The organism is Brevibacillus sp. Leaf182, from assembly GCF_001423865.2.
GTDB classification, from domain to species: Bacteria; Bacillota; Bacilli; order Brevibacillales; family Brevibacillaceae; genus Brevibacillus; species Brevibacillus brevis_C.
In genome coordinates, this window is record NZ_LMPN02000024.1 from 307,559 (window position 1) to 331,364 (window position 23,806).

General features: G+C 46.8%; 21 protein-coding genes. 12 read left to right on the forward strand and 9 right to left on the reverse strand.

What is annotated here, in order from left to right; translation table 11 throughout:
* Nucleotides 1-23: 23 nt before the first annotated feature.
* The 3 genes from ASG16_RS17725 to ASG16_RS17735 all read right to left on the reverse strand — a co-directional run bounded on the left by ASG16_RS17725 (nucleotide 24) and on the right by ASG16_RS17735 (nucleotide 2,444).
* A complete protein-coding gene (locus ASG16_RS17725; protein WP_056489733.1) occupies nucleotides 24-1,022 on the reverse strand; it encodes a histidinol phosphate phosphatase domain-containing protein in 999 nt (332 codons plus the stop codon).
* Nucleotides 1,023-1,176: 154 nt separating this feature from the next.
* Nucleotides 1,177-1,653, reverse strand: a complete 477-nt coding sequence (locus ASG16_RS17730) for a dihydrofolate reductase (protein WP_056489734.1) — start codon at nucleotides 1,651-1,653, stop codon at nucleotides 1,177-1,179.
* A complete protein-coding gene (locus ASG16_RS17735) occupies nucleotides 1,650-2,444 on the reverse strand; it encodes a thymidylate synthase (RefSeq protein WP_056489736.1) in 795 nt (264 codons plus the stop codon). Before ASG16_RS17735 ends, ASG16_RS17730 begins: the two co-directional genes overlap by 4 nt.
* A 106-nt stretch (nucleotides 2,445-2,550) precedes the next feature.
* Between ASG16_RS17735 and pdxR (ASG16_RS17740) the strand changes: the two genes are divergently transcribed.
* Nucleotides 2,551-3,990 carry a MocR-like pyridoxine biosynthesis transcription factor PdxR gene (gene pdxR, locus ASG16_RS17740; RefSeq protein WP_056489739.1) on the forward strand — a complete coding sequence of 480 codons (1,440 nt, stop codon included), beginning with the start codon at nucleotides 2,551-2,553 and terminating at the stop codon, nucleotides 3,988-3,990.
* Nucleotides 3,991-4,107: 117 nt separating this feature from the next.
* Complete coding sequence (locus tag ASG16_RS17745; RefSeq protein ID WP_007728714.1) at nucleotides 4,108-4,308, forward strand: hypothetical protein; 201 nt, start codon at nucleotides 4,108-4,110, stop codon at nucleotides 4,306-4,308.
* Between the two features lie 116 nt (nucleotides 4,309-4,424).
* Here ASG16_RS17745 and ASG16_RS17750 read toward each other — a convergent pair whose 3' ends face one another.
* On the reverse strand, nucleotides 4,425-4,631 hold the full coding sequence (locus tag ASG16_RS17750) for a cold-shock protein (RefSeq protein WP_048034192.1): 207 nt from the start codon (nucleotides 4,629-4,631) through the stop codon (nucleotides 4,425-4,427).
* A 124-nt stretch (nucleotides 4,632-4,755) separates the two neighbouring features.
* Here ASG16_RS17750 and ASG16_RS17755 point away from each other — a divergent pair, with 124 nt between their 5' ends.
* The 3 genes from ASG16_RS17755 to ASG16_RS17765 all read left to right on the forward strand — a co-directional run bounded on the left by ASG16_RS17755 (nucleotide 4,756) and on the right by ASG16_RS17765 (nucleotide 7,274).
* Nucleotides 4,756-5,235, forward strand: a complete 480-nt coding sequence (locus ASG16_RS17755; RefSeq protein WP_056489741.1) for an outer membrane protein assembly factor BamD — start codon at nucleotides 4,756-4,758, stop codon at nucleotides 5,233-5,235.
* A 187-nt stretch (nucleotides 5,236-5,422) separates the two neighbouring features.
* Complete coding sequence (gene putP / locus ASG16_RS17760; protein WP_201265899.1) at nucleotides 5,423-6,886, forward strand: sodium/proline symporter PutP; 1,464 nt, start codon at nucleotides 5,423-5,425, stop codon at nucleotides 6,884-6,886.
* A gap of 142 nt (nucleotides 6,887-7,028) precedes the next feature.
* The gene (locus ASG16_RS17765; protein WP_056489745.1) at nucleotides 7,029-7,274 is read left to right on the forward strand and encodes a DUF3951 domain-containing protein; all 246 of its coding nucleotides are present in this window, start codon (nucleotides 7,029-7,031) and stop codon (nucleotides 7,272-7,274) included.
* On the opposite strand, the gene pdxR (ASG16_RS17770) is transcribed toward ASG16_RS17765, so the two are convergent.
* The gene (gene pdxR, locus ASG16_RS17770; RefSeq protein WP_056489747.1) at nucleotides 7,269-8,690 is read right to left on the reverse strand and encodes a MocR-like pyridoxine biosynthesis transcription factor PdxR; all 1,422 of its coding nucleotides are present in this window, start codon (nucleotides 8,688-8,690) and stop codon (nucleotides 7,269-7,271) included. The genes ASG16_RS17765 and pdxR (ASG16_RS17770) overlap by 6 nt on opposite strands.
* Nucleotides 8,691-8,804: 114 nt before the next feature.
* Here pdxR (ASG16_RS17770) and ASG16_RS17775 point away from each other — a divergent pair, with 114 nt between their 5' ends.
* From ASG16_RS17775 to ASG16_RS17785, 3 genes are all read left to right on the forward strand, one after another.
* On the forward strand, nucleotides 8,805-9,374 hold the full coding sequence (locus ASG16_RS17775) for a GNAT family N-acetyltransferase (RefSeq protein WP_056489749.1): 570 nt from the start codon (nucleotides 8,805-8,807) through the stop codon (nucleotides 9,372-9,374).
* A gap of 317 nt (nucleotides 9,375-9,691) precedes the next feature.
* Nucleotides 9,692-10,756, forward strand: coding sequence for a hypothetical protein (locus tag ASG16_RS17780; RefSeq protein ID WP_056489751.1), 1,065 nt, complete (start codon nucleotides 9,692-9,694; stop codon nucleotides 10,754-10,756).
* Between the two features lie 89 nt (nucleotides 10,757-10,845).
* Nucleotides 10,846-11,709, forward strand: coding sequence for a hypothetical protein (locus ASG16_RS17785; protein ID WP_056489753.1), 864 nt, complete (start codon nucleotides 10,846-10,848; stop codon nucleotides 11,707-11,709).
* 107 nt (nucleotides 11,710-11,816) lie between these two features.
* Here the strand turns inward: ASG16_RS17785 and ASG16_RS17790 are convergent, their stop codons facing one another.
* Nucleotides 11,817-13,784 carry a dynamin family protein gene (locus ASG16_RS17790; RefSeq protein ID WP_111914446.1) on the reverse strand — a complete coding sequence of 656 codons (1,968 nt, stop codon included), beginning with the start codon at nucleotides 13,782-13,784 and terminating at the stop codon, nucleotides 11,817-11,819.
* Nucleotides 13,781-15,454 carry a dynamin family protein gene (locus tag ASG16_RS17795; protein ID WP_056489757.1) on the reverse strand — a complete coding sequence of 558 codons (1,674 nt, stop codon included), beginning with the start codon at nucleotides 15,452-15,454 and terminating at the stop codon, nucleotides 13,781-13,783. The genes ASG16_RS17790 and ASG16_RS17795 overlap by 4 nt, the downstream gene beginning before the upstream one ends.
* A gap of 221 nt (nucleotides 15,455-15,675) precedes the next feature.
* Between ASG16_RS17795 and ASG16_RS17800 the strand changes: the two genes are divergently transcribed.
* The 3 genes from ASG16_RS17800 to ASG16_RS17810 are packed head-to-tail and all read left to right on the forward strand — an operon-like array spanning nucleotide 15,676 to nucleotide 19,588.
* Nucleotides 15,676-17,250 carry a spore germination protein gene (locus ASG16_RS17800; protein WP_056489759.1) on the forward strand — a complete coding sequence of 525 codons (1,575 nt, stop codon included), beginning with the start codon at nucleotides 15,676-15,678 and terminating at the stop codon, nucleotides 17,248-17,250.
* Nucleotides 17,251-18,357 carry a GerAB/ArcD/ProY family transporter gene (locus tag ASG16_RS17805; protein WP_056489761.1) on the forward strand — a complete coding sequence of 369 codons (1,107 nt, stop codon included), beginning with the start codon at nucleotides 17,251-17,253 and terminating at the stop codon, nucleotides 18,355-18,357.
* Entirely contained in the window at nucleotides 18,350-19,588 is a 1,239-nt protein-coding gene (locus ASG16_RS17810) for a Ger(x)C family spore germination protein (protein ID WP_056489763.1), read from the forward strand. The genes ASG16_RS17805 and ASG16_RS17810 overlap by 8 nt, the downstream gene beginning before the upstream one ends.
* A gap of 221 nt (nucleotides 19,589-19,809) precedes the next feature.
* Here ASG16_RS17810 and ASG16_RS17815 read toward each other — a convergent pair whose 3' ends face one another.
* Both ASG16_RS17815 and ASG16_RS17820 read right to left on the reverse strand, forming a co-directional pair.
* Nucleotides 19,810-21,777, reverse strand: a complete 1,968-nt coding sequence (locus ASG16_RS17815; protein ID WP_056489764.1) for an AAA family ATPase — start codon at nucleotides 21,775-21,777, stop codon at nucleotides 19,810-19,812.
* Between the two features lie 85 nt (nucleotides 21,778-21,862).
* Entirely contained in the window at nucleotides 21,863-22,387 is a 525-nt protein-coding gene (locus tag ASG16_RS17820) for a type 1 glutamine amidotransferase domain-containing protein (protein ID WP_056489767.1), read from the reverse strand.
* A 377-nt stretch (nucleotides 22,388-22,764) separates the two neighbouring features.
* On the opposite strand from ASG16_RS17820, the gene ASG16_RS17825 reads away from it, so the two are divergent.
* Entirely contained in the window at nucleotides 22,765-23,649 is an 885-nt protein-coding gene (locus ASG16_RS17825; protein ID WP_056489769.1) for a carboxylesterase, read from the forward strand.
* Nucleotides 23,650-23,806: the final 157 nt, after the last annotated feature.

Genomic DNA, 23,806 nt, shown 5'->3' on the forward strand with positions numbered 1-23,806 from the left:
CATGGGCCAAAAGGGGAGCTTGACTAATCCAGAGCGAGCATGCTGCGTTTTCTCTTCTCAAAAACCGCAAAGCTCGTATAGCCTACCCGCTTCAACTGCACTCGAGCCTCGTCCAACTGCTGACCGACTTGATCAGGGGCAGTAGCGCTAGACGCCAAGGTGATGGGCACCTCATTCTGGAACAAAATTTCCAGAAAACGATAGCTGGGCGAAAACTCCCGGAGCTGACTCGCCAGACCGTAGCCTGTATTGATTTCCGTCGCAATCCCCCTGCGCCCAAGAGCTCGGGCCACACGCTGATAATACGGCAAGAGGGCCGTTTCATCTGGTCGCACACCAAACGCTTTGATGCCATCGATATGGGCAATCACATCGAATATTTGCGATTCGATCGCTTGCTCCAGCTTATCAAAATAAAGGCTGTACAATCCGATTAGCTCCTGTCTTCCAAAACGTTCTCGTGCATCCTGGATCGAATAGCCCCAGCCTTCCAGAAAATGCACAGCCCCTATGCACACATCCCAAGGATATTGATTGATGACATGCCGCAGTGTCTCTTCTCCACCTGAAAAATAATCCAGTTCAATCCCGACACGTAGCTCAATTCCATCCTCCGCCCAACGAAGCCGCTCTTTTTGTAGGAAAACAACAAAGCTGTCCAGAGAGTCGTTTGCGACCTGACTCAGCCATTTGCGCTGCGCTATCCCCAAGCGATCAGAGCCGATGTGCACATGCTGTTCGTAGTACGACCGATACTCAAGAAAACGATATAAGTGCTCGACCACGCATACTTGCTGAATTCCCGCCTGTTTGGCACGTACTCGATACAATTCAAGCCAATCTCGTGAATACGGGCCTTGTTGCAGGCGTTCTGCCAACCCATTGGTCAGCATACTTGCCCATTTTCGGCTCCCCTTTTCTTCGGCATGCTCCACGAGGGGGCGCAAAGATTCCGCTTGCTTGAGCAACCAGTCCAGCGAATACGGCCCTTCCTCCAGATGGACGTGAAAGTCTACCTTCATCCCGATCACCTCCCTTGGGTTCGTCCCTGCTATTTTCTATCGTTATATATGCGGTTGGCTTCATACATATGTCGAGTATTCACATGACGAACGACCTAGTAGAAGAGGTAAAAAAGAACAAAAAAATGCCTCAGCATCGAGGCATTTTTGTTTATCAGCTATTTTTTCGCTCATACACGTAAAACGCATGCGGATGAACGTTCTTCTCATCCACGATACCCTCACGCTTGTCCACCAAGATGTAAGCATCGCGATCCCAAGCCGGGAAAAACGTATCGCCCTCTGTTTCCAAATCAATCTCTGTAATGTACAGACGATCAACGACATCGAGGAACTGACGATAAATTTCCGCACCGCCAAAGATGATGACATCACCCATTGCGAGCACTTCTTCCTTCGTATGGACAACATCTACACCTTCTGGGTGAAAGTCCTGGCTGCGTGTCAGGACGACATTCTTTCGGTTAGGCAGCGGCTTGCCGATCGATTCGAACGTTTTACGCCCCATTACAATCGTTTTGCCTGTCGTTAATTCCTTCACATTTTTCAGGTCAGCAGGTAAATGCCAAGGCATGTCGCCATCTTTTCCGATGACTTGGTTGCGGGCATAGGCAACAATCAGGCTGATCATACGGCCACCTCGCCTTTGATGTGCGGGTGGGATTCGTAGCCGACGATTTCAATATCTTCGTATTTGAAGTCAAAAATCGAGGTAACCTCTGGATTGAGTACGAGCTTCGGCAGTGGTTTCGGCTCGCGAGTGAGCTGTAGCTTGACCTGCTCGATATGGTTGAGATACAGATGAGCATCTCCGATCGTATGAACAAAATCGCCCACTTCCAGCCCGGTGACATGCGCCACCATATGCGTCAGCAAAGCGTAGGAGGCGATATTAAACGGCACACCCAAAAACGTGTCGCCACTGCGCTGATACAACTGGCAGGACAGCTTGCCATTCGCTACGTAAAACTGGAACAGCAGGTGACAAGGCGGCAATGCCATTTTATCCAATTCGGCCGGATTCCACGCGCTAACAATCAAGCGGCGAGAGTCTGGATTGCGCTTGATCTCATCAATGACCCATTGAATCTGATCCACTGTTTTGCCGTCGCGTCCAGTAAAGGAACGCCATTGGCTTCCGTATACCGGGCCCAAATCTCCGTTTTCATCGGCCCATTCGTTCCAGATCCGCACGCCATTTTCCTGCAAGTAGCGGACGTTGGTATCACCTGATAAAAACCACAGCAATTCGTGGATGATCGATTTCATATGCAGCTTTTTCGTCGTGACCATGGGAAAGCCTTCACTTAAGTCAAAACGCATCTGATGTCCAAAAACACTGGTCGTTCCGGTGCCTGTCCGATCCTCTTTTGTGACACCCTCATCTAAAATGCGCTGGCACAAATCCAGGTATTGTTTCATCGTCCATCTCTCCTTCCATCTCATCTATTTTACCTGACCCAGACAAAAATGAAAGACGGAATGTCATGATATAATAAATGGATAAATGTAGAAAGCGGGATTTGTGATGGATGGCATATCTTCTGTGGCTACAAAGCCCTTATATAAACAAATAGCAGAGCAAATCGAACAAAGAATCAGCAGTGGTGAATTCGGTCCTGGCAGCTACTTGCCCTCGGAACGCACGTTGGCCAAAGAACTGAACGTCAACCGTTCGACTGTCGTCGCGGCCTACGATGAGCTGCAAGCAGCAGGCATGATCGAGCGCATACAAGGAAGCGGCACCATCGTCAGCCAAGATATTTGGGGACTGGCACGGACCCGCGTTCCGAACTGGCGTCATTTGACGGAGTCAGGGTCGTTTCGCCCGAATTTACCGTTGATTCGCAAAATCCGTCGTGAAACACAGGAAAATGACTTGATCGATTTGGCGAGTGGCGAGCTCTCGACCGATCTCGTCCCCAGTCAAACACTCCAGCAGCTCATGACCCCCGATGACTTCCCGGCTCATCTCGGCTACGAGCATCCGCAGGGCAATTGGGCTTTGCGAGAGACATTAAGTCTCCATATGAAAACATGGCGAAGCATCCAAGCACCTGCTACCTCGATCATGATCACCTCTGGAGCGCAGCAGGCCCTTCATCTCGTCGTTCAATGTCTGTTAAAACCAGGGGACGCAGTTGCCATTGAGGAGCCGTCTTACTGTTATTCCTTGCCGCTTTTTCATTCCGCTGGCTTGCGTACGTTCTCGCTGCCTGTTGACCGGGACGGAATCGACCCAAAGCACTTGGCCCAGTTGCATCGCCAGCACCGCATCAAATTGGTTTTTCTCAATCCGAATTATCAAAACCCGACAGGGACACTGCTTTCATTGGAGCGTCGCCAGGAATTGCTCGCGTTCTCCTATGAAAACGGGATTCCGATTATCGAGGATGATCCATATAGCTTGACCAGTTTTTCGAGAGAGCCCGTCCCAACCTTAAAAGCGCTGGATCAACACGGAACCGTACTCTACATCAGCTCGCTGACCAAAATCGTCGCCTCAGGTCTGCGCATCGGCTGGATCGTCGGGCCCCCTACTGTCATGGAAAGACTAGCAGATGCGAAACAGCAGTTTGATTTTGGACATAGCATTTTTCCGCAATGGCTAGCGAATCGCTTTCTCGGATCGCCTCAGTTTGCGAGCCACATCGATCTTTTGCGAACAGAGCTGTCCTTGCGGCACGATCAGTTAGTCTCCTCGCTTCAAGACAAGTTCGGTGATCAAGTAGAAATGGTCGGTTCAGAAGGAGGCATTCACCTGTGGTGTAAATTCAAAGGGGAATGGAGCGGCGAAACTCTTCTCACAGAATCAGTCCAACGGGGAGTTGTCTTCGTTCCGGGGCATCTTTTCGGGGCAGAGCAAGGATATGTCCGCTTCACCTTTGGCAGAGCTACCACAGATCAGATCCCTGAGGCAGTTTCGCGCTTATCGGATGCATTCACGGCAAGTGGATGGGCAAAATAATCCCCAAGTGGATGGCAACATTTTTGTGCGGTCGGTATATGATCGAAGTAAGCTACCGTATGCATCCTTGCGTATATGTAGCAGGATGACTGTGCCATACAGAAAGGACTGGCTGTTATGAGTATTTTGCCTTTCATTATTGCTATTATCGTACTTGTTCTTATAGGTCTCGTCGTTACGATAAAAATCGGAATTAACCCATCCGAATCCAAAGTGCGGGGCTTTAAACAACGTTCCCGCAATCTGTTGATCATCTACGGCATCATTACGATCGCTCTGGTCATTGCGCTGTCAGTCTTTCTCTACAACAACCTTTGATCACTCCCGAACGCTACGTGACATAAATAAGACGCCGTCTGCCTTGTATAGGTATGACGGCGTTTTTGAATCGAAGGAAGTCCTTCGTCATGTGTTTTTAGAAGATGATACCTCTTTTACACGATTTTCTTCGCTACATTGGCGGCTTGCAGCCCCCGCTGTCCATTCACAATCTCAAAAACCACCTGCTCGCCTTCCTCCAAATTCCGGTAACCTGACCCCGTAATCGCAGAATAGTGTACGAATACATCAGGTCCTCCATCGCGCTCAATAAACCCATAGCCCTTTTCCTTGCTGAACCATTTTACTTTCCCTTGAATCATTGTGTTTCCTCCCTGTAATCAGTGCAGCTCTTACGCTTACCTCATCATATGCGGATGCGAAGTCAGTGGATATACGGTAAAATAAATAAAGTATGAATCGTCACGCCAGAAAGGAGTGAATCACATGAAAAAAGTATGGATAATTGCATGCGCGTTGCTGCTCACTGCCTGCTCTGAAATATCCGAAGGGGTCCAAACCGCTCAGCAAGCAGTAGAAACAGGTAAACAAGCGATTGAGACAGGTAAACAGGCTGTCGAAGCGGGCCAACAAGTTCTCGAAGCCGGCAAGCAACTGGCTGAGTCTGAAGTCGCCAAACAGCTACAAACATACCTCCAACAAAAATACGAATCCTCTGAAGCATTGCGTAATGCCATGTTCAGTGGAGATGGGCAGTTGCTCGTAGAAGAATTGCAAAAGACCGAGCTAGCGAACTTCAGCTTTTACAAATCTGACATGTTTGGTGTTGAATATACAGGCACGCTCTCTGCCGATGGTACTTTCAAAGTGCTCAAGCACGATTTGAACAACCAAAGCGCAGAGCCTACTGTCGTAAAGGAATTCAAAGTAACCCTCGACGGAAACGGTCAGGTTCAAGTTCAGTAATTTTGGAAAACATTTCAAGAAATGCCTGCGATCAATCATCGCGGGCTTTTTCGTGTTATTAAAAAACTTTTTATTGAGGCTCTACAAAATTTTCTGTGTTTCCTTATAGATTTTTATAATCGGGCATGATAACGTGTAAGATGTTCATATAAAATTCATAAATACTAAACACAACGAGGTGATGACCATGAATATGCTGCTCACATCTATTATTGTGTACATGGCAGGTATGCTCCTGATCGGCTATTATGCCTACAAACGTACCTCCAATCTGACAGACTACATGCTCGGCGGTCGGTCGCTCGGTCCAACTGTAACCGCTCTCAGTGCGGGTGCATCCGACATGAGTGGCTGGTTGATGATGGGTCTGCCAGGTGCCATGTTTGCTCAAGGTCTTAGTGCATCCTGGATTGCCATCGGTCTGACTCTCGGGGCTTATGCCAACTGGCTTTATGTCGCTCCCCGCCTTCGTTCGTACACGGAGGTTGCCAACAACTCGATTACGATTCCTGCCTTTTTGGAGAATCGTTTCGGGGACGGGTCTCGGATGCTTCGTCTTGTCTCGGCACTTGTTATTATGATCTTCTTTACCTTTTACGTGTCATCTGGTCTCGTTTCTGGAGGCGTGTTGTTTGAAAACACCTTCCACCTGAGTTATCAAACGGGACTATGGATTGTCGGAGTGGTCACCATCGCCTATACATTGTTTGGCGGCTTCCTCGCTGTAAGCTGGACGGACGCTGTACAAGGACTCATTATGGTCATCGCGCTCATTCTCGTCCCGCTCGTGACCGTTCTTACAACTGGCGGATTGGGAGAAACATTTACGGAAATTCACGCTGTCGATCCCTCTTTGCTCGATATTTTTAAAGGGACGAGCCTGCTGGGCATCATTTCCTTGTTTGCGTGGGGTCTCGGCTATTTCGGACAACCGCATATTATCGTTCGCTTTATGGCGATCACGTCCACGAGCGAGATTAAAAAAGCACGCAGCATCGGTATGGGCTGGATGATTTTCTCCGTCGTTGGCGCCATGCTGACAGGGCTGGTCGGTATCGCCCTGTACTCCAAGCAAGGCTGGACGTTGAGCGATCCTGAGACGATCTTTATCCAACTGGGTACGATCCTGTTCCATCCACTGATTACTGGCTTTTTGCTGGCGGCGATTTTGGCAGCGATTATGAGTACGATTTCCTCTCAGTTGCTCGTCACGTCCAGCTCCTTGACTGAGGATATTTACAAAACCTTTTTCAAGCGTTCTGCAACCGACAAAGAACTGGTCACCTTTGGCCGCATGTCCGTCTTGCTGGTCTCTGTCGTCGCCTTTTTGCTCGCCTTGAATAAAAATGACACGATCCTTGATCTTGTCGGATATGCGTGGGCCGGATTCGGCGCTTCGTTTGGTCCTGTCATTCTGCTCTCCCTCTATTGGAAGCGCATGAACAAATGGGGTGCTCTCGCGGGTATGGTCGCCGGCGCATTTACCGTTATCATCTGGACTCGCTTTGATGTGCTGAAGGACTTCCTTTATGAGATGGTTCCCGGCTTTGCCATTAGTCTGCTCGCCATCGTGATTGTGAGCCATTTGACCAGCAAGCCGTCGAATGAGGTAACTGCTCAGTTTGATGAGTACCAAAAAAGTATGAAATAATCCTTACTGAAAAAAGCCAAGCAGTCTATGTGCTGGACAACTGCCCTGTCCCACGCCATAGGCTGCTTTTTTTCTGTTGAAACTATTTGGACCCCTCATCGTAAATCATCCATAACCTCACAAAAGGAGGAACAAAAAACAGATGATGATGATGTCCGGCTTGATTATTGGCGTATCCCTTTTGATTATTGGCATGCTCGGAATGGCTTGCTACCGCTTTTTTATCCAAAAGAAACCCGTCGAGCACTACTATACCCCGCTCGATCACGTGTTCGGGCAAACGTCAGTTGAATTCCATGAGCAAAAGCTAGAAAAAAAAGAATCGGAGGAAGAGGAAGGGGACGACAAGGATAAGAACGAGAAGATCCGGCAAAAGCGCAGATCATAACGAAAACCAAGCTTCTGCCAAACGACTGATTCCTACTGCAATGTCTTGTTCCTCCACTCCACCAAATCCAACGATGATGCGCGGCCGTGTATTCGTCGGATCATTGGCCCAGTTATGGCCGCTCGGATAAACGCGAACATCGGCCGCACGCGCCAGCTCGATCAGCTCCCTCTCCGTTCGGGAAGTATCCACCTCCAGCAAAATATGCAGCCCTGCTGACTGTCCCAATACTCGTACTTCCGGGGGCATGCAGGTCTGTATCGCCCGAAGCAATGCATCGTGCTTGCGGTGATAAACGGTGCGCATTTTTCGGACATGCTTTTCCCAGTAGCCCTTTTGCATGAACAACTGCATGGTCCGTTGCAAATGACGGGAAACCGGCGAAGGATACGCCTGGAATGCTTCCCAATATCGCTCGAGCAATTGCTTCGGGAGCACCGTGTAATCCAAGCGAAGTGCTGGAGAAAATGCTTTGGAAAAATTGCCGATATAAACCACACATCCGTCCCGATCCATCCCTTGCAAAGATGGCGTAGGGTGTACATTGTAGCGAAATTCGCCATCGTAATCATTTTCGATGATGATTCCGTTCCTTCTCTTTGCCCATTGCAGCAATTGCTGACGCTGACCGACTGGCGTGACCATCCCATACGGAAATTGATGGGCAGGCGTCGTGTACACGACCGTTGCTTCGCTTTTTTCCAAGGCTTCAATGGACAACCCATCTTCCCCAAGCGGGATTGACACGACCTCATAGCCGTGATGGGAAAAGACGATTCGTGCATCTGCATAGCCAGGCTCCTCGATCGCAACCACACGATGCCGATCGGCCAAGAGCAGACATAAAAAGCTGAGAGCCTGCTGTAATCCGGTACCGATGATGATTTGCTCAGGCCGACAAATGAGCGTACGTGCTCCGCGCAAATATTTACAGAGCTCCGCTCTCAGCTCCCACTCCCCCTGATCATCCCCGTAAAAAGAAAAATCCTCCGGATAGACAGACAGCGCTTCCAGCATACACGAGCGCCAAGCAGCGTAAGGAAACGACTTCGTATCAATGACTGAACCGTGAAAGTTGTAACGACAAGTGAGATGCTCCCCTTTTTTCTTTTTCAAGATGGACGAATATAAAGCAATCTCCTCATCCTGATCCACTGGCTCTGACCATCTCTCGATCTCGGCAGCGTAAAAGCCGCTCCGCTCCCGGCTGATGATGTAGCCTTCTGCGAGCAGTTGCTGATAGGCTGCCTCAATCGTATTTTTTCCGACGCCACTTGCTTTCATCAACTGACGGATCGACGGCATCTTGGTTCCGGATGGTATCTCTCCTGATGCAATCCGTTTGCTCAATTGCTTGTATAGCTGCTGATACAGAGGTTCTTTGCTCTGTGCATCCATAATCGGCATGTACTCCATCAGCGGCCCTCCAATCTGTTCCCATCCAACTCTCCCAAACTGTCACTATGTATAGGAGCAGTTCTCTTTTACAATGATTGTACCAGATTCACCCACGCGAAAGGAGAACAAGTCATGCGTATTCATTTGCAAGGAGAAAAGGTCGTTCTGCGAGATATTCGAGTAGAAGATATAGATACGATCTACTATTGGAAGTATGAAGCAATGGATCGGGAACATCTCAATTGGAATGGCCCCTACAAACCGCTTGATCCGTACACAAAAGAAGAGTATCGTGCCCTCCCAAGCTACCAGGAGTCTCTCGCTCTCGTCGGGACAGATGCACCAAGAACCGAGCTGATGATTGAGATTGACGGCGAGCTAAAAGGTAGTGTCGGTCGCTACTGGATATCCGAGGAGACGAACTGGTGCGAAATCGGAATCGTCATTTACGACTCCCGCTACTGGCAGAATGGTTATGGTCGAGAAGCGTTTCGGATGTGGATCGACTACTTGTTTACCCACATGGATACGGTACGTTTAGGCATTGGTACGTGGTCAGGCAACGAACGGATGATCAAGCTGGCTGCTCACATGGGAATGGTCGAAGAAGCGCGGGTACGCAAAGCAAGGATTGTTCGCGGTGAATATTACGATGCGATTAAGATGGGGATTTTGCGCGAGGAATGGGAGAATCGGGAATAATAAAGGGCAATCCCTGGTCTAAACAAGACGTAGGGACTGCCCTTTTTACTTGTAGAAAAATTGATTACTCCAACTCAGCCGCAATCATGCTTGATGGTTTCACGCTCCTTCAAGAAGACACTCACAGCTCCATGCAGGCGTTCATTGATTGACGACATGATTTTATCAATTGCCTTATCATTTATTAAAAAACAATATTTTACATAAATTCAATGTTATGCTAATATTCAAATTGTAAATATTTACAAAATATACCTTTTAACAACCTTAAGGTACTAGAAATTAATTCATTTGAGAGGAGTGAAGTTTGTAACTACTTGGCACCAGTAGTACAAACGAAATACGTGATGAAAAAATTACTTTGGGTTAAATTACTACTGATTTTTGGGTTGTTTTTTTCAAACTCTAACAATGCGTTTGCCAATGAGGAAATAGTAGAGAAGGAACAAATTCAGCGAAGTGACATCGAGGCATTCATTACTGGTATCACTGAAGAAGATTTTGAAGAAAAACCGCATAGAATCCAGATGGTAGAAGAAATAAAAGATTATATGAATGAACATGATGTATACTATTTCGAAGATGTTGCATCAATAATTGATAAACATCAGCCTACACGAACATCTAACATGAAAGCAAAACAATCAGAGGATATTGACTATAACGACTTGCAGGAAGACTTTGCAAGAATAGATGCGCTTGCACAAGAATACTACGAATACTATCAAATCCATCAAAGCTTCCCAGAGGAAGATATGACTTTGCGAAGTTCTATGTCAGAAAGTGCTGCAATAAAGGCTCTAGGCAACGCTGGACTTAAAATGACGGAACGGCAATTAGCAGCTCGATTGGTTACATTAGGAGCTCTAGCAGCAATTGATGGCCCTCTCCCTGTGGGAGACTTTGTAGCGTTAGTTACAGGTGCCATTATTGTGAGTGAGTATTTAGATAACTATATAGAAAACCAAGCAGCCTTGGAGAGAAATATTAGAGAGAATGAAGGACGTTCTTATGCCCGAGTTATCACAGACAGTGTAACAATGACTAGTGAAATTGCAGATGAAATTAAAAAGAATAATGTTAAACACTTTCGAGCACGATTGAATAGTTCTGGAGGAGTCCTCGTTACCACACCACTATCCCTTACAGCAGCTAAACTGGCGGCCAAAAATGAAGAAGAAACTTTTAGTGTTCGGAAGAGCCTTGCAAAAGAAGTAGTAACGCAAACTGGTTATGAAACTATGCAACATGATCCACATCATATTTCTAGCCGGGGAATTCGTCCAGCCAATCTCCCTCACTATCACATGCTAAAGAAAAAAAACAATAATTGGGAACAAATGGGCGGGCATCATTTCTATCCGTGGAAATCGATGGGTTAATCCTTTTGACGTAACTGTATTTACAGTTACGTCATCTCTTACTTATACTGGATGTTAAAATCAAATCGTTGCACACTACAGGAGGAACTATGAGGCTGGACATATGTAAACTCGACGAGGTGATCGTCATTGGGGTCCCAGAAGATTGCGATTTCGACTCTCACGATAATGATTACGCTCAATTTTATAATCCTCATCTCACCGAAATCGAGCATATACTTGAGCCAGAAAAAATATTTGAGGTGTGGGATTTACAGAGTACCATCATCGGAAAGAGAGTGAGCCATATCGGGCATATTCCAGACGGGTGCTTTGTGAAAAAAATACCCGCAGGAGAATATGCCAAACTTCATTCGAGCCAACTGGATTATACGCTAGATATGTTTGCTCGGACAAATTATCTCGAAGAAATGAGCTATGGATTTTCTACCAAAGTGACGAAAAAAAATGGCGATAAACAAGAATTTTCCTATCGGCCAGTTCAGTATCGTCCTGATGTTGTGAATACACGTACGATTCCGTCCTTAGAGAAAGAACGTTCTAAGTCGCTAAAAGAACGCTATGTTTCCATCTTTTTTGATACAGAAAGCTGCAGCTTTCGCCGATTTGTATATAAGCGATATGTTTCACAGTACAGAGGTTTTCTCTGGGAATTAGCGAGATTCAATAACAACGATAAGGGTATCATCAGAGAGGGTCTTTCAAAAAATGAAGCTGCAACATTTTTGCTCCAAAAAGGCGAGGTACTCGTATTTTGGGAAGGGTACAGCACGTTTGGTAAAGAGATGATTCGCGACAAAATAATGAAGATGGACGCAAAGCAACTGCTTGAAAACTACACGCGATTCACCTTGGATATGTATATTTTTGATGAGACATTGACGTGGACAGTTATTTTTCAGCACGAACGAGACGAAGATGGATTCAAGCATATTTTGCTAAGGGTAGAGTAATAAATGCGCAGACTCTCTATGCACTCCTCCCACTTTACCGTAAAAAAGGGCAATCCCTGGTCTAAACAAGACGTAGGGACTGCCCTTTTTACTTGTAGAAAAATTGATTACTCCAACTCAGCCGCCACACGGTTTACTTTTGCAGCCAGCTCGTCGAGATCGATGTTCATCTCAAGAGCCGCAAACAGACCTGTGAAATACTCGTTGATCTGGTCGATGACGCGATTGCGCTCACTCGCCACCAGCTCTTGGAACAGCGTAGAAAACTGCTCATCCAACTGCTTGTTTCCGATTTCTACATACGCGCTCACCGGATCTTGCATGCGCTTTTCCAGTTCTTCACGCATTTTCGCTTTGCCATCCTGCTCGAAAAAGTCTTTGGTGTTTTTGAACAAGGAAATCGCTGATGCAAATGCAGATTCGGCTACAGGCAGTTCATCAGCAAAGGACAGTGTTTCCACCTGCCGCTGCTGATAAGGCGCCAAGGTCAGACCCGCTGCATAGCCTTGTACATCCTTTTGCCACGCCGCAACAAGTGTCGTCCCCTGCTTGTTCGTGAATTTTTCCAAACGAAGGGTAGTCGCTCTCAGCTCTTGCGCCAAGTCGTAGCTGATCGAACGCAGAAGATCAGTCAAGCATCCTTGCAGTGCTTGCTTCATGTTGCGTCCATCGTCCTTGATGACAGCCGGGTTAAAAGCAAAATTGAACAGCTCATTGAAACGGAAGAACAGGCGCTGGCGAACGTAGTAGAGCAGCTCCTCGCGCTCTTTTGTCAAGTCGCGCTCAAACGAAGCGGTAGATAGTGCTTCAACCGCTGACAGTGCCTGTGTTTTAGCGTTGCTTGCTGCTTCTTTGCGCAACAGACGCTCGTCTTCCCCGGACTGTGCCATACGCATGAATTCTGTCATGGTATCATGGGCGCGACGGATTTCACCGATTGCAGCATTCACAGCAATTTGCGTCAGTTCTTCAATCGTAAAGCGGAGGAACTCTGCTTCAAACGACGCCATTCCAGAGAACTTGAATGCTTCATCTGCTGGCATGAGCGGCTCGCCTTCAGCCGTATTCGTGCGCTGGCGGTATACTTTTTCCGCAGAAGCTGCCAGTTTGCCTTTTTCATGCATCCGTGCCAACAGAGCAGTCTGGCTGGACACCGGATAAATACGCGGGAGGCGAATTCCGCACGAGAGGAGGTTTTTCTCTACGTGGGTAATCACACCCTGCAATTCCTCATCGTTTGCTGCGAGGTCACAAGCATTGACGATAAAGAACATTTTGTCCATTTCAAACGTATCCTTTACCCGTCCCATTTGCAGCAAAAACTCACGGTCTGCCTGTGAAAACGCGTGGTTGTAATAGGTCACAAACAGCACGGCATCCGCGTTTTTCATGTATTCAAACGCCACACCTGTATGACGTGCATTGATGGAATCCGCACCAGGTGTATCGACGAGAACGATGCCCTGGTCTGTCAGCGGGCAGGAATAGAACAGCTCGATGTATTCCGCAAAACAAGCTTTTTCTTCCTTGGCTACGAAGCCTTTGAATGCCTGCATATCCACGAGCAGTTCTCCACCTAGATGAGCAGCCATTTCTGGCAAGCCTTTTGTAACAGCTTTCAAAAAGGTGTAGTGAGGTTTTGCCGTAGGCGGGATTTGGGCCACATCGATCTTGCCCAGCTCGGCCAACGCGCCATCCAGATCAGATGCAATCAGCCCAAACACAGCGAGTGAACGGATAACATCCTGCTCGATTGCTTCGCGCTCCTTCAAAACGACACGCACAGTTCCATGCGGGCGCTCGTCTGTAGGCGGCATAATTTTGTTGATCGCCGCTGTCGTCGGATTCGGCGATACAGGCAGTACGAGATCGCCCATCAAGGCGTTGGCAAACGAGGATTTTCCTGCGCTAAAAGCACCAAACAGTGCAACAGTAAAACGATTGGCGGTCAGGCGATCTGCTCGATCCAGCATCGCCTGTGCCTGTGCTTGCATCCCCGGTACGGAAACGACTTCTTCACTTGCGCGTCGCAGACGCTCTGCTGCCGTAATTAGTTTGTCTCGTAGTTGATTCATGCTACTTGTTCTCCTCCACGCATAATCGCCAACAGACGACCCTTGGTTTCTTCTTCTCTCGCTGCCAGTCCTGCCAGCTTTTGATGCAATGCTGCCATTTCGCGCAATACGCCAAGGCGCTCACCTTGAGCCGCACTGTCTACACGCACCTGCTCTTTGATCATCTCAACCACTTGTGCAATGAAGGACAGGCCCACGCGTCTGTACTCCAGCTTCATCCCGTTGGAAATATCCGCACAGTAGTTCAGGACGTACTCACTCGAAGCCGCACCCTCTTTGATGTGCTTGCTCAGGAACTCGCCCGTAATCTCGATCTTGGTAGCGTGAACGCTGGCGTGATATTCTTCGCTCCGCAAATCAAATACTTGCGGCTGCTTGCCGAGCCATTCTTTGAAATGGAAGTCGAGATTTCCCGCCACTTTTTCGCGGAACTCAACGAGAAGGGCTTCTTCGCGACGTGCGCGTTCTTCTTCTGTCTTCTTGCCTGCAAACAACAACCCCACCTTGAAGCCCGGCTTGCGGCTCTCCAAGTAGCTCCGTGCTGCTTCGTTCGTGCTGAAATAAGTCAAACGAGCATTGTCCAAAAGTACACTCAGCTCTTTTTCCATCTGCATTCGGGCATCCTCTGCACGCTGCTCTAGAGTCGCTGCTGCCGCTTCCTCCTGCTCAAGCGCTTTCTGAACATCTGCTGCATTACGACTGTCGATGCCTTCCACTTCCAGACCATCCAGTTGGGCTTCCCACTGCTGGCGTTGATCTGCCTGGCTTGTTCTTACTACTTGAATGTGTTCGTCGATCAAATGCTCGGCAGCACTGCGAACGCTCGTGCCAACCAGCTTTTCACGATCAGCGATCAACTGCGCAAGCATGCCCTTAAATTCCTCATACATATTCTCAGGATGATCGGGTTCTGCAAGCGACGTGTAAAAAATACCATCCGGATGAATGTTCCAAGTCGAGAATGCTTCCTCGACACTTTCCTTATAGCTATCGAAATCCAATTCGAAATCAATATGTTTATCGATCATGTTCACAACCAGATAGACTGGCTTGCCACGGTCCTTCAACGTCTTTGTAAAGTTGAAGTTCTCTTCGGCTTGAACATGGTTATAATCCATCATATAAATGACGACGTCAGCCAAATGCAGCGCAGATTCCGTAGCGATTTTGTGTGCCGCATCCGTGGAGTCAATGCCCGGTGTATCGAGCAAGCTGGCGTATTCGTCAAGGAATGTTCCCGGGTAAGATACCTCTACGGATTCAACCGTATCTCCGTCAACAGCAAACTGCTTGAGCTTCTCCATCTCCGTATCTGGATCAAAAGTAAGGACTCCGCTGTTCATGGTGAAGACGCGAGCCGCTTTTTCTCCGCCCCGAATCTTGACGACATTCGCACTAGTCGGAATCGGATTGGACGGCAGTAAATTGACACCCAGAAGCGTGTTAATCATCGTTGATTTTCCAGCGGAAAAATGTCCGCAAAACGCAATATTCAACTCAGCGCGCTTGGTTTTCGCGGCCAGTTGAATGAGCTTGTGTGGTGTGGTTTCGTCTCCCTGCGATTTCATTACTTCCGCGAGTTCTTCCCATGTATGTGCCAGTCGGGAAAAGTCCGTTTCCCGGATCAATACTTGACTGTCAAGCACTTCTATTCCACCCTTCTCCATCATTCCTACTCTCTCTACTAATACCTGTTCAAAAAAGACGATTTTTTGAACTACCTTATTCCTACACTCTATTCTACCATGCCGAATGTAACATAGGTCACAGATGAGTTCAATTCAAAACTATGAAAGATTTAGCATTCGCCTGTTCTTCCGCATAATTTTCCTCCTATCTGGAAAAAATCGCACTAACATGATATTCGCTTTCTGAACGGGAGGAACTTCAAATGATGCGCAGATTTTTGTCCCAGCGTCGCCAAAAGAAAACTCCCTCTCTTATTGCGCAACGTTTGCAGCAGCGAAATGATCCTGCGCTTACGCTATCGACCAGTTTGCAGCAAAACATGGAGACGTTCAAGACCGTGCTGGGCAGCCCGCACGATTTGTTAATTCGTTCCTTTACGATCGGCAACACCAATCATTCCTGTGCCGTTATTGCGATTGATGGATTGGCGAACTGCGATATGCTGGATACGCAAGTCCTCGGACAAATCCAGTTGATGATCTCGACTGCTTCCAAAGTAGTACCGACTGAGCCAGATGAGATTGTCCGGATGCTCTATGAGGAAGTCCTTGCTGTCGTTGAAATATCGAAAGCAACGGATTTGACAAAAATACTCGAAGGCATTCTTTCCGGGGATACAGCGCTTCTGGTAGATGAATCGACCGAAGTCATTATTATCGACAGCAAGGGATGGAAAACTCGGGCCATTGAGGAACCGGTCTCCGAAGGCTTGGTGCGAGGTCCGCGGGATGGCTTTACAGAGAGTATCCGGGACAACACCGTTCACATACGCAGACGTATCAAAGACCCGAACCTGCGCTTTGAAGGGTCCATCATAGGTAGACGCAGCCGAACAGATGTGATCATCGCTTACATTGAAAACATCGCTGATCCGGAACTACTGAATGAAGTGAGACGGCGAATCTCCACAATCGATGTCGACGAGCTAGAAGAGTCCGGTTTTATCGAGCAATGGATTGAAGATGATTTTCTATCGCCTTTTCCGCAAATCCATAACACGGAGCGTCCTGATAAAGTGAGTGGAGCGTTGTTTCAAGGCCGCATTGCGATATTGGTGGACGGGACTCCCATGGTGCTCATTTTGCCTGTGACGATTGGCTTGCTCCTGCATTCGCCAGAGGATTACTACGAACGTTGGATTGTCGGTTCATTGGCGAGGCTGTTGCGCTATTTGGCAGCATTTCTGGCCGTCTATTCGCCCGCTTTCTATATCGCCCTCGTGACCTTTCACCCTGGCTTGATTCCGTCTGATCTCGCCTTTTCGATTGCAGCCACACGTGATGGTGTTCCGTTTCCGGCATTCGTAGAAGCGATCATGATGGTGACGACGATGGAGCTGTTGCAGGAAGCCGGGTTACGCTTACCGAAACCGATCGGCCAGACCATCGGAATCGTCGGCGGTCTCGTCATCGGTGACGCAGCGGTTTCTGCGGGTATCGTCAGTCCTGTCATGGTTATAGTCGTCGCCCTCACTGCCATCGCTTCTTTTGCCATCCCTTCTTATCACCTTGCCATTGCCTTTCGAATGATTCGTTTTTTCGCCATGTTTATGGCAGCCATTTTTGGTATTTATGGCGTGGTGTTAAGCTTGATTACCATTATGATTCATTTATCCAATCTGACTAGCATCGGGTACCCTTATTTGGCTCCTCTTGCCCCACAGATGCCGAGGGATTGGAAGGATATGATTTTACGCGCACCTGTTACCTTCTTGAAAACCCGACCAGATGCCCTTCACACGAAAGATGAAAACAGAATGAGTACAGGAGGGTCGTAAGTGAGTGCACAAACCTTGGCGGAGAAAATGATCAGCAAAAATCATATGGGGATTAACATTGCCTCAGTCACAATCGGCGTCGGCATCCTGACTTTTCCCCGCTCCTTGGCCAAGGCAACCGGAGCATTCGATGGATGGATATCCGTCGTGATCAGCGGTCTTTGTGCGTGCCTGGTTGGCTGGCTGCTTGCCAAGCTGGCGGCTCGGTTTCCGAGACAAACCTTCTTTGAATACAGCTCGATCATCGCGAGCAAACCGATCGCCTACATCCTGACCTTACTCGTCTGTATTTACACGATGCTATTTGTCTCGTTTGAAATCAGGGCAATCGGAAACATCGCCAAGCAGTACCTGTTCTACAATACCCCGGTGGAAATGATCACGCTCTCCTTTCTCTTGATTGTTCAGTATTCTGTGGTTGGATCACGTATTGCCATGCTGCGGCTCAACTTGCTGTTTTTACCTGTGGTGCTTGTCGTCATGTTCGTCGTCCTGCTGTTTACTACCCAGTTGTTTGAGATCGAAAATATTCGCCCCTTCTTTTCTTCTGACTGGCGTTCTCTCTTGGAAGGCTCCAGAGTGGTCGGACTGTCTTATTCTGGCTTTGAGATTATCCTTTTTTACACCATGCTAATGAAAAAGCCTCAGGAAGGGGCAAAGGCCGTGGCGTTAGGTCTCTCGATCCCCATTCTGCTCTACATGACCATCTACATGTTCGCCATCGGAGTATTCTCTGCGGAGGTTGCAACGAACTTGACCTATCCAACCATCGAGCTGGCAAAAGAAGTCGAAATCCCCGGCGGATTTTTTGAACGGGTGGAGTCCATTTTCTTTACCATCTGGATCATGACGATCTTCAACACATGTGCGATGTGGCTCGATATTACCGTGCTCAACTTGTCATCCATGTTCAACAAGGTACACAAAACGATTTGGGTGCTCATTCTTTCTCCCATGATTTATTTTGTCGCGATGCTCCCGCAAAACCTGGTTGATTTCTTCACGTTTGCAGACAGCATCACTTATTTCGGAATGATCGTCGTCTATTTATGTCCGATTTTGCTGCTCCTCATCGCTTTCATACGAGGTGTAAAGGGGCATGAATAGACAACTCACTGCTTTCTGCATCTTCCTGCTTCTTTCGACTTTGCTGGCTGGATGCTGGGATCAGGTTCAAATTGAGGAGCGAGGATTTGTCGTTGGTGTCGCGATTGATAAACCTCGTACGAATGAAGCCGAGCAGCAAGCCAAACAAGAGGCTCCAGACAAGCCTCAAGTAAAAGAACGCTTTCTCGTCACACATCAATTCGTCGTCCCCGGTGGATTGATCTCCGGCGGCCAAGGAAGCGGCGGCGGCGGCGGTCAAAACACAGCGAATGAGGCTTATCTCAACCTCATATCCGAGGGAGATTCTCTTTTCGAGATTTCCCGCGAATTAGCTACCCGGACCAGCAGAACTCCGTTTTATCAACATATGAAGATCCTGATCGTCTCCGAAGACATCGCCCGTACGAAAAACGGTTTTGCCAGAGCACTCGATTTCTATCTGCGAGATCCAGATTCCAGACGAAGCAGCAAAGTATTTATCTCAAATGGCCTCGCCAAAGAAGTACTGGAAGTCAAACCGAAAACAGAAAAGCTACCCGCTATTTACGTTAACTCGATTGGAGAAAACGTCAATAAAAATTCCCGCATGCTTCCAGAGGTCCGATTAGGTGATGTCCACGAGGAGCTTCTCAGTTCGTACAGTTTTGTGGTCCCGCGCATTAGAGCAGAAAAGCAGGAGGTAAAATTAGCAGGCTCCGCTGTTTTTACCCATGAGAATCAGTTGATTGGTTTTCTCGGGGAAGAAGAGACGGAGGGACTGAATTTTCTCACCGGAAAAGTTAAGGGAGGTATGGTAAAAGGCAAGTTTAAAAACAATCTTGTCTCGATGAACATCCAAGGGATCAAGCATGGCATTAAAGCAGATTTACGCGATCAGCAGCACATGAAATTCACGATTAATATCGAATGTGAAGGCACATTAGCGGAGTCTTACGCCACAATGGATTCCTTGAACAACACGGCAATGGGGAAGCTTGAACAAGTGTTTGCCGAAGAAATCGAGCGAATGAGTAATGATACCGTCAAGAAGGTCCATAAGCAGATGAAAGTGGATGTCATCAAGCTTGGCAGCTATCTAAAGCAGCATCATTTTTCGCTGTGGAAAAAGATTCGGCACGATTGGGAAACAGGGCAGCATCTGTATGAAAAAAGTGAAATAACCGTTCAAGCAAAGGTGTATTTACGCAATATCGGCGCGATCAACCGTACCGAACGCCAAAATAACAGGTGATCCCATGTTCAAATTTTTAGGTGTAGTCCCTCCTTATTTGACCTTCACAGGGACGATCTTGGCGTTTTTGATTCCCTATCTTTTTTTTAAAATCAATAACAAAATTCATGAGTTAGGCGATCCGCCGTGGAAGAAACGGAATAACTCCAATTCGTAGCAAAAGCTTTCTCAACATAAAAAGCAAGGGCCTACTCAGCATGACGAGCCAGCCCTTGCTTATTTCACTTGCCATTTAAAAAACCTTCATACGTTATACGACTATAACTATTTTGCAGATTTTCGAGTCCTTGGATTTCATTTTCTATCATTTCTAATTCTTGCAAGAGTACTTGCATGCGTTCTTTTGCTTGTATCTTTTTATTTTCTTGATCATCTCTTTTCACTTTCTTTTTGGGGCCTTTTATTTGTTTATCCAAACTCTCCTCTTCAACTCTAAGCTCGTCAACCCTCGCTTTCAGCCCTACCAATCTCCGATATTCTGTTATCGATTTACTTATGCAATCTTCAAGTTTCTCTTTATATACAGGATAGTTTGTATCTACGACTTGCTTGTATAACCGTCTACTTTCTCGGTGATCTTTTATTTTTAAGAGGGTCCGTTTCAGTTCCATTAGCGATAGGATATACTCTTCAATCTGTACCGGACTCGCCTCTTTATTGATTTTCGTGGTTAGTTCGTTCCATGTTTCCTTTCCCAACTCAAAGATTTTCAATTCTTCATGTTGAACGGAAAACAACTTTAACCATTCTTTATTGGCATCACGTAGCTTCTGATATTCGTTTTTGATCTGACATTTATGTAATCGGGTGATAAAGAATCCTTTTATTGTATCCCCAATCTGCCTATTGATTTCTCTTTTAGGAAGCAGCTCAAATACTTCAGGTTGTTTTACGTCTTCAATGGCTTCAATATCATGGATCAGGTGTTTGTTTTGCTCCAGCATTTTTTCTGCCTTTTCTAAACTGCTCGCAGACTTTGCAGCCCGTCCTTTTCGAACATCACCATAGAAGGCTGTTTTCTTGCCTTCCTCTCCCTTCCAATCGATCGGATTCTTATTCTTTTTTCGATCAGTTGGCAGTGCTTGATGCATGGAAAAGTGAATATTTTTCACCCAGTGAAGATCATTAAACTCTTCGGAATCTTTGTCAAAAAGGGACTCGTCGTCTTTCTCATCTGCTAGCCATAGATTGTATCTAGCAGTGGTCTCTGCTTTTGAAGAATCCAAATTCGTTTCGTCCATGGTTTGCGAATATTGATCATAAGAAGCTGTCCCGTTTGTCGGAGAACCAAATTGCCCATCATTGATCATCATCGCTCTCGCATCCCATTTAAACGGAATTCTTACAGGAAGCTGAATTTCCCAAGGTTTATCCGAGTCGATTTCTTTCAATATGCCCCGTTTCTTCAATTGATCCTGATCCACGGAAAAGTTATATTGATCGTATTGCAATTCAACGGTGTACTCATACTTTGTTCCGACGCTGGCCCCACGCAGCATAACCTCGATCGTATTATTATAAGATTCCTGATTATTTTTCTTATCTTGTGGAGCAACATTCCATTGCTGGTCTGCTTGTTCTCCCCGCAGAATCTGATAGCCTACCAAATGGCCCCCATTATAACTGGCCACTCGGCGCTTATCATTCCCATCACGTATGAGCGATTCTTCATAACCAAGTTTCCCGATAGCCGTTACTAGAGCTGACGGATCACGTTCTGAATCCCAGCCATTTTTTGTGATATCAGCAGTAACAGAATGGGGTCGATCGCATGTATCTCCCAATTCTTTTGTAAAATGGAAAATGGATGGATTCAAATTTTCTTCCCCGTACACTTCCTTTAGCAGTCCCCAAAAGGTGGGGAGCCCTTTATCCGCTTTCACATCCGTAAATTTCCCGTCATCTCCAACGGCATTTTCGAAATCCTTTTTTCCGTATCTATCTGGCTTGTCCGCTTTCATTTTATTGAGACTGTCTGGATCGAGTTTCCTTTGGGTGACAGGCATGGAAGGTTGCCTTTGATTTTGCAGAAGCTTTGTCATTGCCTTGTTTCCTACTTTTTTGGCGAGTTGTAAAACGGGTGGCATATTTCGGTGGGAATTGGGTGGGAAAAACTTATTTTCAGGTAGATGTGCGTTGCTAGCCATCATTTCATTTCCTGGTGGGACTTGATCCCGATTTTTGAACACCTTATCATCCCCCTACTAGAATGAAAATTCTTTCTTCTATGATAGGACTTGCCCGTTTACCCGAGCAAGCCCACTATTACTTTCCCTATTGTTGTGCCAACAAATCAGCAAACGCTTTGGCGTACGCAGGCAGATCAGGCGGTCTACGGGACCCAACAATGTGACCGTCTACCACAACCTCTTCATCGACCCAAATCGCGCCTGCATTCTCCATATCATCTTTAATGCCTGGCGTCGATGTCGTGGTTACCCCGTGTAGAATTTTTGCGGAAGCAAGCACCCACCCCGCATGGCAAATATGTCCAATCGGTTTTTTCGCCTCGTGCATCGCAACCACAAACGACAGCACTTCCGGATAGCGGCGCAGCTTGTCAGGTGCCCATCCTCCTGGAACGAGTACACCTGCATAGTCGGCAGGATTGACCTCTGCCATCGCTTTGTCAGCCTCACACGGTACACCGTACTTCCCTATGTAGACGTGATTCGCCTTCGGGCCGACGAAATGGACGGTAGCGCCTTCCTCTCGCAATCGCATCACCGGATACCAGAGCTCGAGATCCTCAAATTCACTTTCAACGAAGCAAACCACTTGTTTTCCTGCAAGTCTCAACGTTCTCGCCTCCTTTTCCTTCTATACTACGCTATTGTAGCAGGTACAAAAGGAAAAGACAGCAGGTACAATGCCGACCCCATCGTCTTCGATCATGACGTTGATGTAATGACCTCCGTCCACAATGTAAGCGTCATGTGACCTTTTTCGTGCTTTTCAAATTAGGAATCGTAAAAAATCTTTGTGTGCTAAGGAAGCACACGCTGTTATATCGTTTTTTAAACACTGTTATAATCCGATTATTCCATTGTCATACATAGAATAATTGACGTTAAAAAAATACTGTACTATATTATTTGTAGAATCTGTTTCAAACGTAAGTCAGATTTCCCTCGTATTTCCCCATCAATATAAACAGAATCGGAAGGAAGATTTGTATGTCTAACCATGCACCGATCATTCCATCACTAAGTGATAGCGGCAATCACTATTATCAAACCTATGAAGAAAGCCTTGCTCTTTGGCCAGTTCATTACGAAACATTTTATGTATCTACCCGTTTCGGTCAAACGCATATCATTGCAAGTGGACCAAAGAATGCACCGCCGCTCGTATTGCTGCACGGAGCAATGTTTAGTTCCACTATGTGGTATCCAAACATTGCTGATTGGAGCAGCAAATACCGAACATATGCAATTGATATCATGGGTGATAAGAACAAAAGCATCCCTGCGGATTTAACCGGTACGAGAACGGGTTACGCCGATTGGCTTCTTGAAGTGTTTGATAATCTAGGTATCAAAAAAGCGTATTTGCTTGGACTTTCGCTTGGTGGGCTTCATGTTATGAATTTTGTTTTGCGTGCGGCCGAGAGAGTAGAAAAGGCAGTTTTACTTAGTCCTGCGGAAACTTTCGTATCATTTCATCCAAATTTCTACAAATACGCACTTGGCCTTTTTGTGCCTAACGGAGTTGAGAATTTTTTAAAGTGGATGATGGGGGATCGTTACGTATTACATCCAAATTTTGCAAAGCAGTTTCATGCAGGCGTTATGTGGCAGGATGAATTAAGAAATCCAAAACCTAAAGCTGATGGATTCCCATATGTTTTTACTGACGACGAATTAAAATCAGTAAAAGTTCCGATTCTCTTATTACTGAGCGAGTACGAAGTCATTTATGACCCGCAATCTGCCTTACATCGTGCTTCGTCTTTTGTTCCGGGTATTGAAGCGGAAATCGTACATAATGCTGGCCACGTTTTGTCGATGGAACAGCCAGAATACGTTAATGGACGTGTATTGAGTTTTTTAGAGAAATGAAAGTTAAATTCATAGGTGTATGAAGGACCCGTATACACATAAGTGAGAGTATCTCCATCCAGTCGATACAGCGTAAACCGGAATAATGAACAATGATGGTAAGAATAAAAAAAAAAGTGAGAAACAGGCCTACTCACTGTTCCCCACCTTATAACGA

Excerpts from the sequence above, each read along its gene's own strand:
- ASG16_RS17725 (WP_056489733.1), bottom strand. The coding sequence starts at position 1,022 with ATGAAGGTAGACTTTCACGTCCATCTGGAGGAAGGGCCGTATTCGCTG.
- ASG16_RS17730 (WP_056489734.1), bottom strand. The coding sequence starts at position 1,653 with ATGATCAGCCTGATTGTTGCCTATGCCCGCAACCAAGTCATCGGAAAA.
- ASG16_RS17735 (WP_056489736.1), bottom strand. The coding sequence starts at position 2,444 with ATGAAACAATACCTGGATTTGTGCCAGCGCATTTTAGATGAGGGTGTC.
- pdxR (WP_056489739.1), top strand. The coding sequence starts at position 2,551 with ATGGATGGCATATCTTCTGTGGCTACAAAGCCCTTATATAAACAAATA.
- ASG16_RS17745 (WP_007728714.1), top strand. The coding sequence starts at position 4,108 with ATGAGTATTTTGCCTTTCATTATTGCTATTATCGTACTTGTTCTTATA.
- ASG16_RS17750 (WP_048034192.1), bottom strand. The coding sequence starts at position 4,631 with ATGATTCAAGGGAAAGTAAAATGGTTCAGCAAGGAAAAGGGCTATGGG.
- ASG16_RS17755 (WP_056489741.1), top strand. The coding sequence starts at position 4,756 with ATGAAAAAAGTATGGATAATTGCATGCGCGTTGCTGCTCACTGCCTGC.
- putP (WP_201265899.1), top strand. The coding sequence starts at position 5,423 with ATGAATATGCTGCTCACATCTATTATTGTGTACATGGCAGGTATGCTC.
- ASG16_RS17765 (WP_056489745.1), top strand. The coding sequence starts at position 7,029 with ATGATGATGATGTCCGGCTTGATTATTGGCGTATCCCTTTTGATTATT.
- pdxR (WP_056489747.1), bottom strand. The coding sequence starts at position 8,690 with ATGGAGTACATGCCGATTATGGATGCACAGAGCAAAGAACCTCTGTAT.
- ASG16_RS17775 (WP_056489749.1), top strand. The coding sequence starts at position 8,805 with ATGCGTATTCATTTGCAAGGAGAAAAGGTCGTTCTGCGAGATATTCGA.
- ASG16_RS17785 (WP_056489753.1), top strand. The coding sequence starts at position 10,846 with ATGAGGCTGGACATATGTAAACTCGACGAGGTGATCGTCATTGGGGTC.
- ASG16_RS17790 (WP_111914446.1), bottom strand. The coding sequence starts at position 13,784 with ATGAATCAACTACGAGACAAACTAATTACGGCAGCAGAGCGTCTGCGA.
- ASG16_RS17795 (WP_056489757.1), bottom strand. The coding sequence starts at position 15,454 with ATGATGGAGAAGGGTGGAATAGAAGTGCTTGACAGTCAAGTATTGATC.
- ASG16_RS17800 (WP_056489759.1), top strand. The coding sequence starts at position 15,676 with ATGATGCGCAGATTTTTGTCCCAGCGTCGCCAAAAGAAAACTCCCTCT.
- ASG16_RS17810 (WP_056489763.1), top strand. The coding sequence starts at position 18,350 with ATGAATAGACAACTCACTGCTTTCTGCATCTTCCTGCTTCTTTCGACT.
- ASG16_RS17825 (WP_056489769.1), top strand. The coding sequence starts at position 22,765 with ATGTCTAACCATGCACCGATCATTCCATCACTAAGTGATAGCGGCAAT.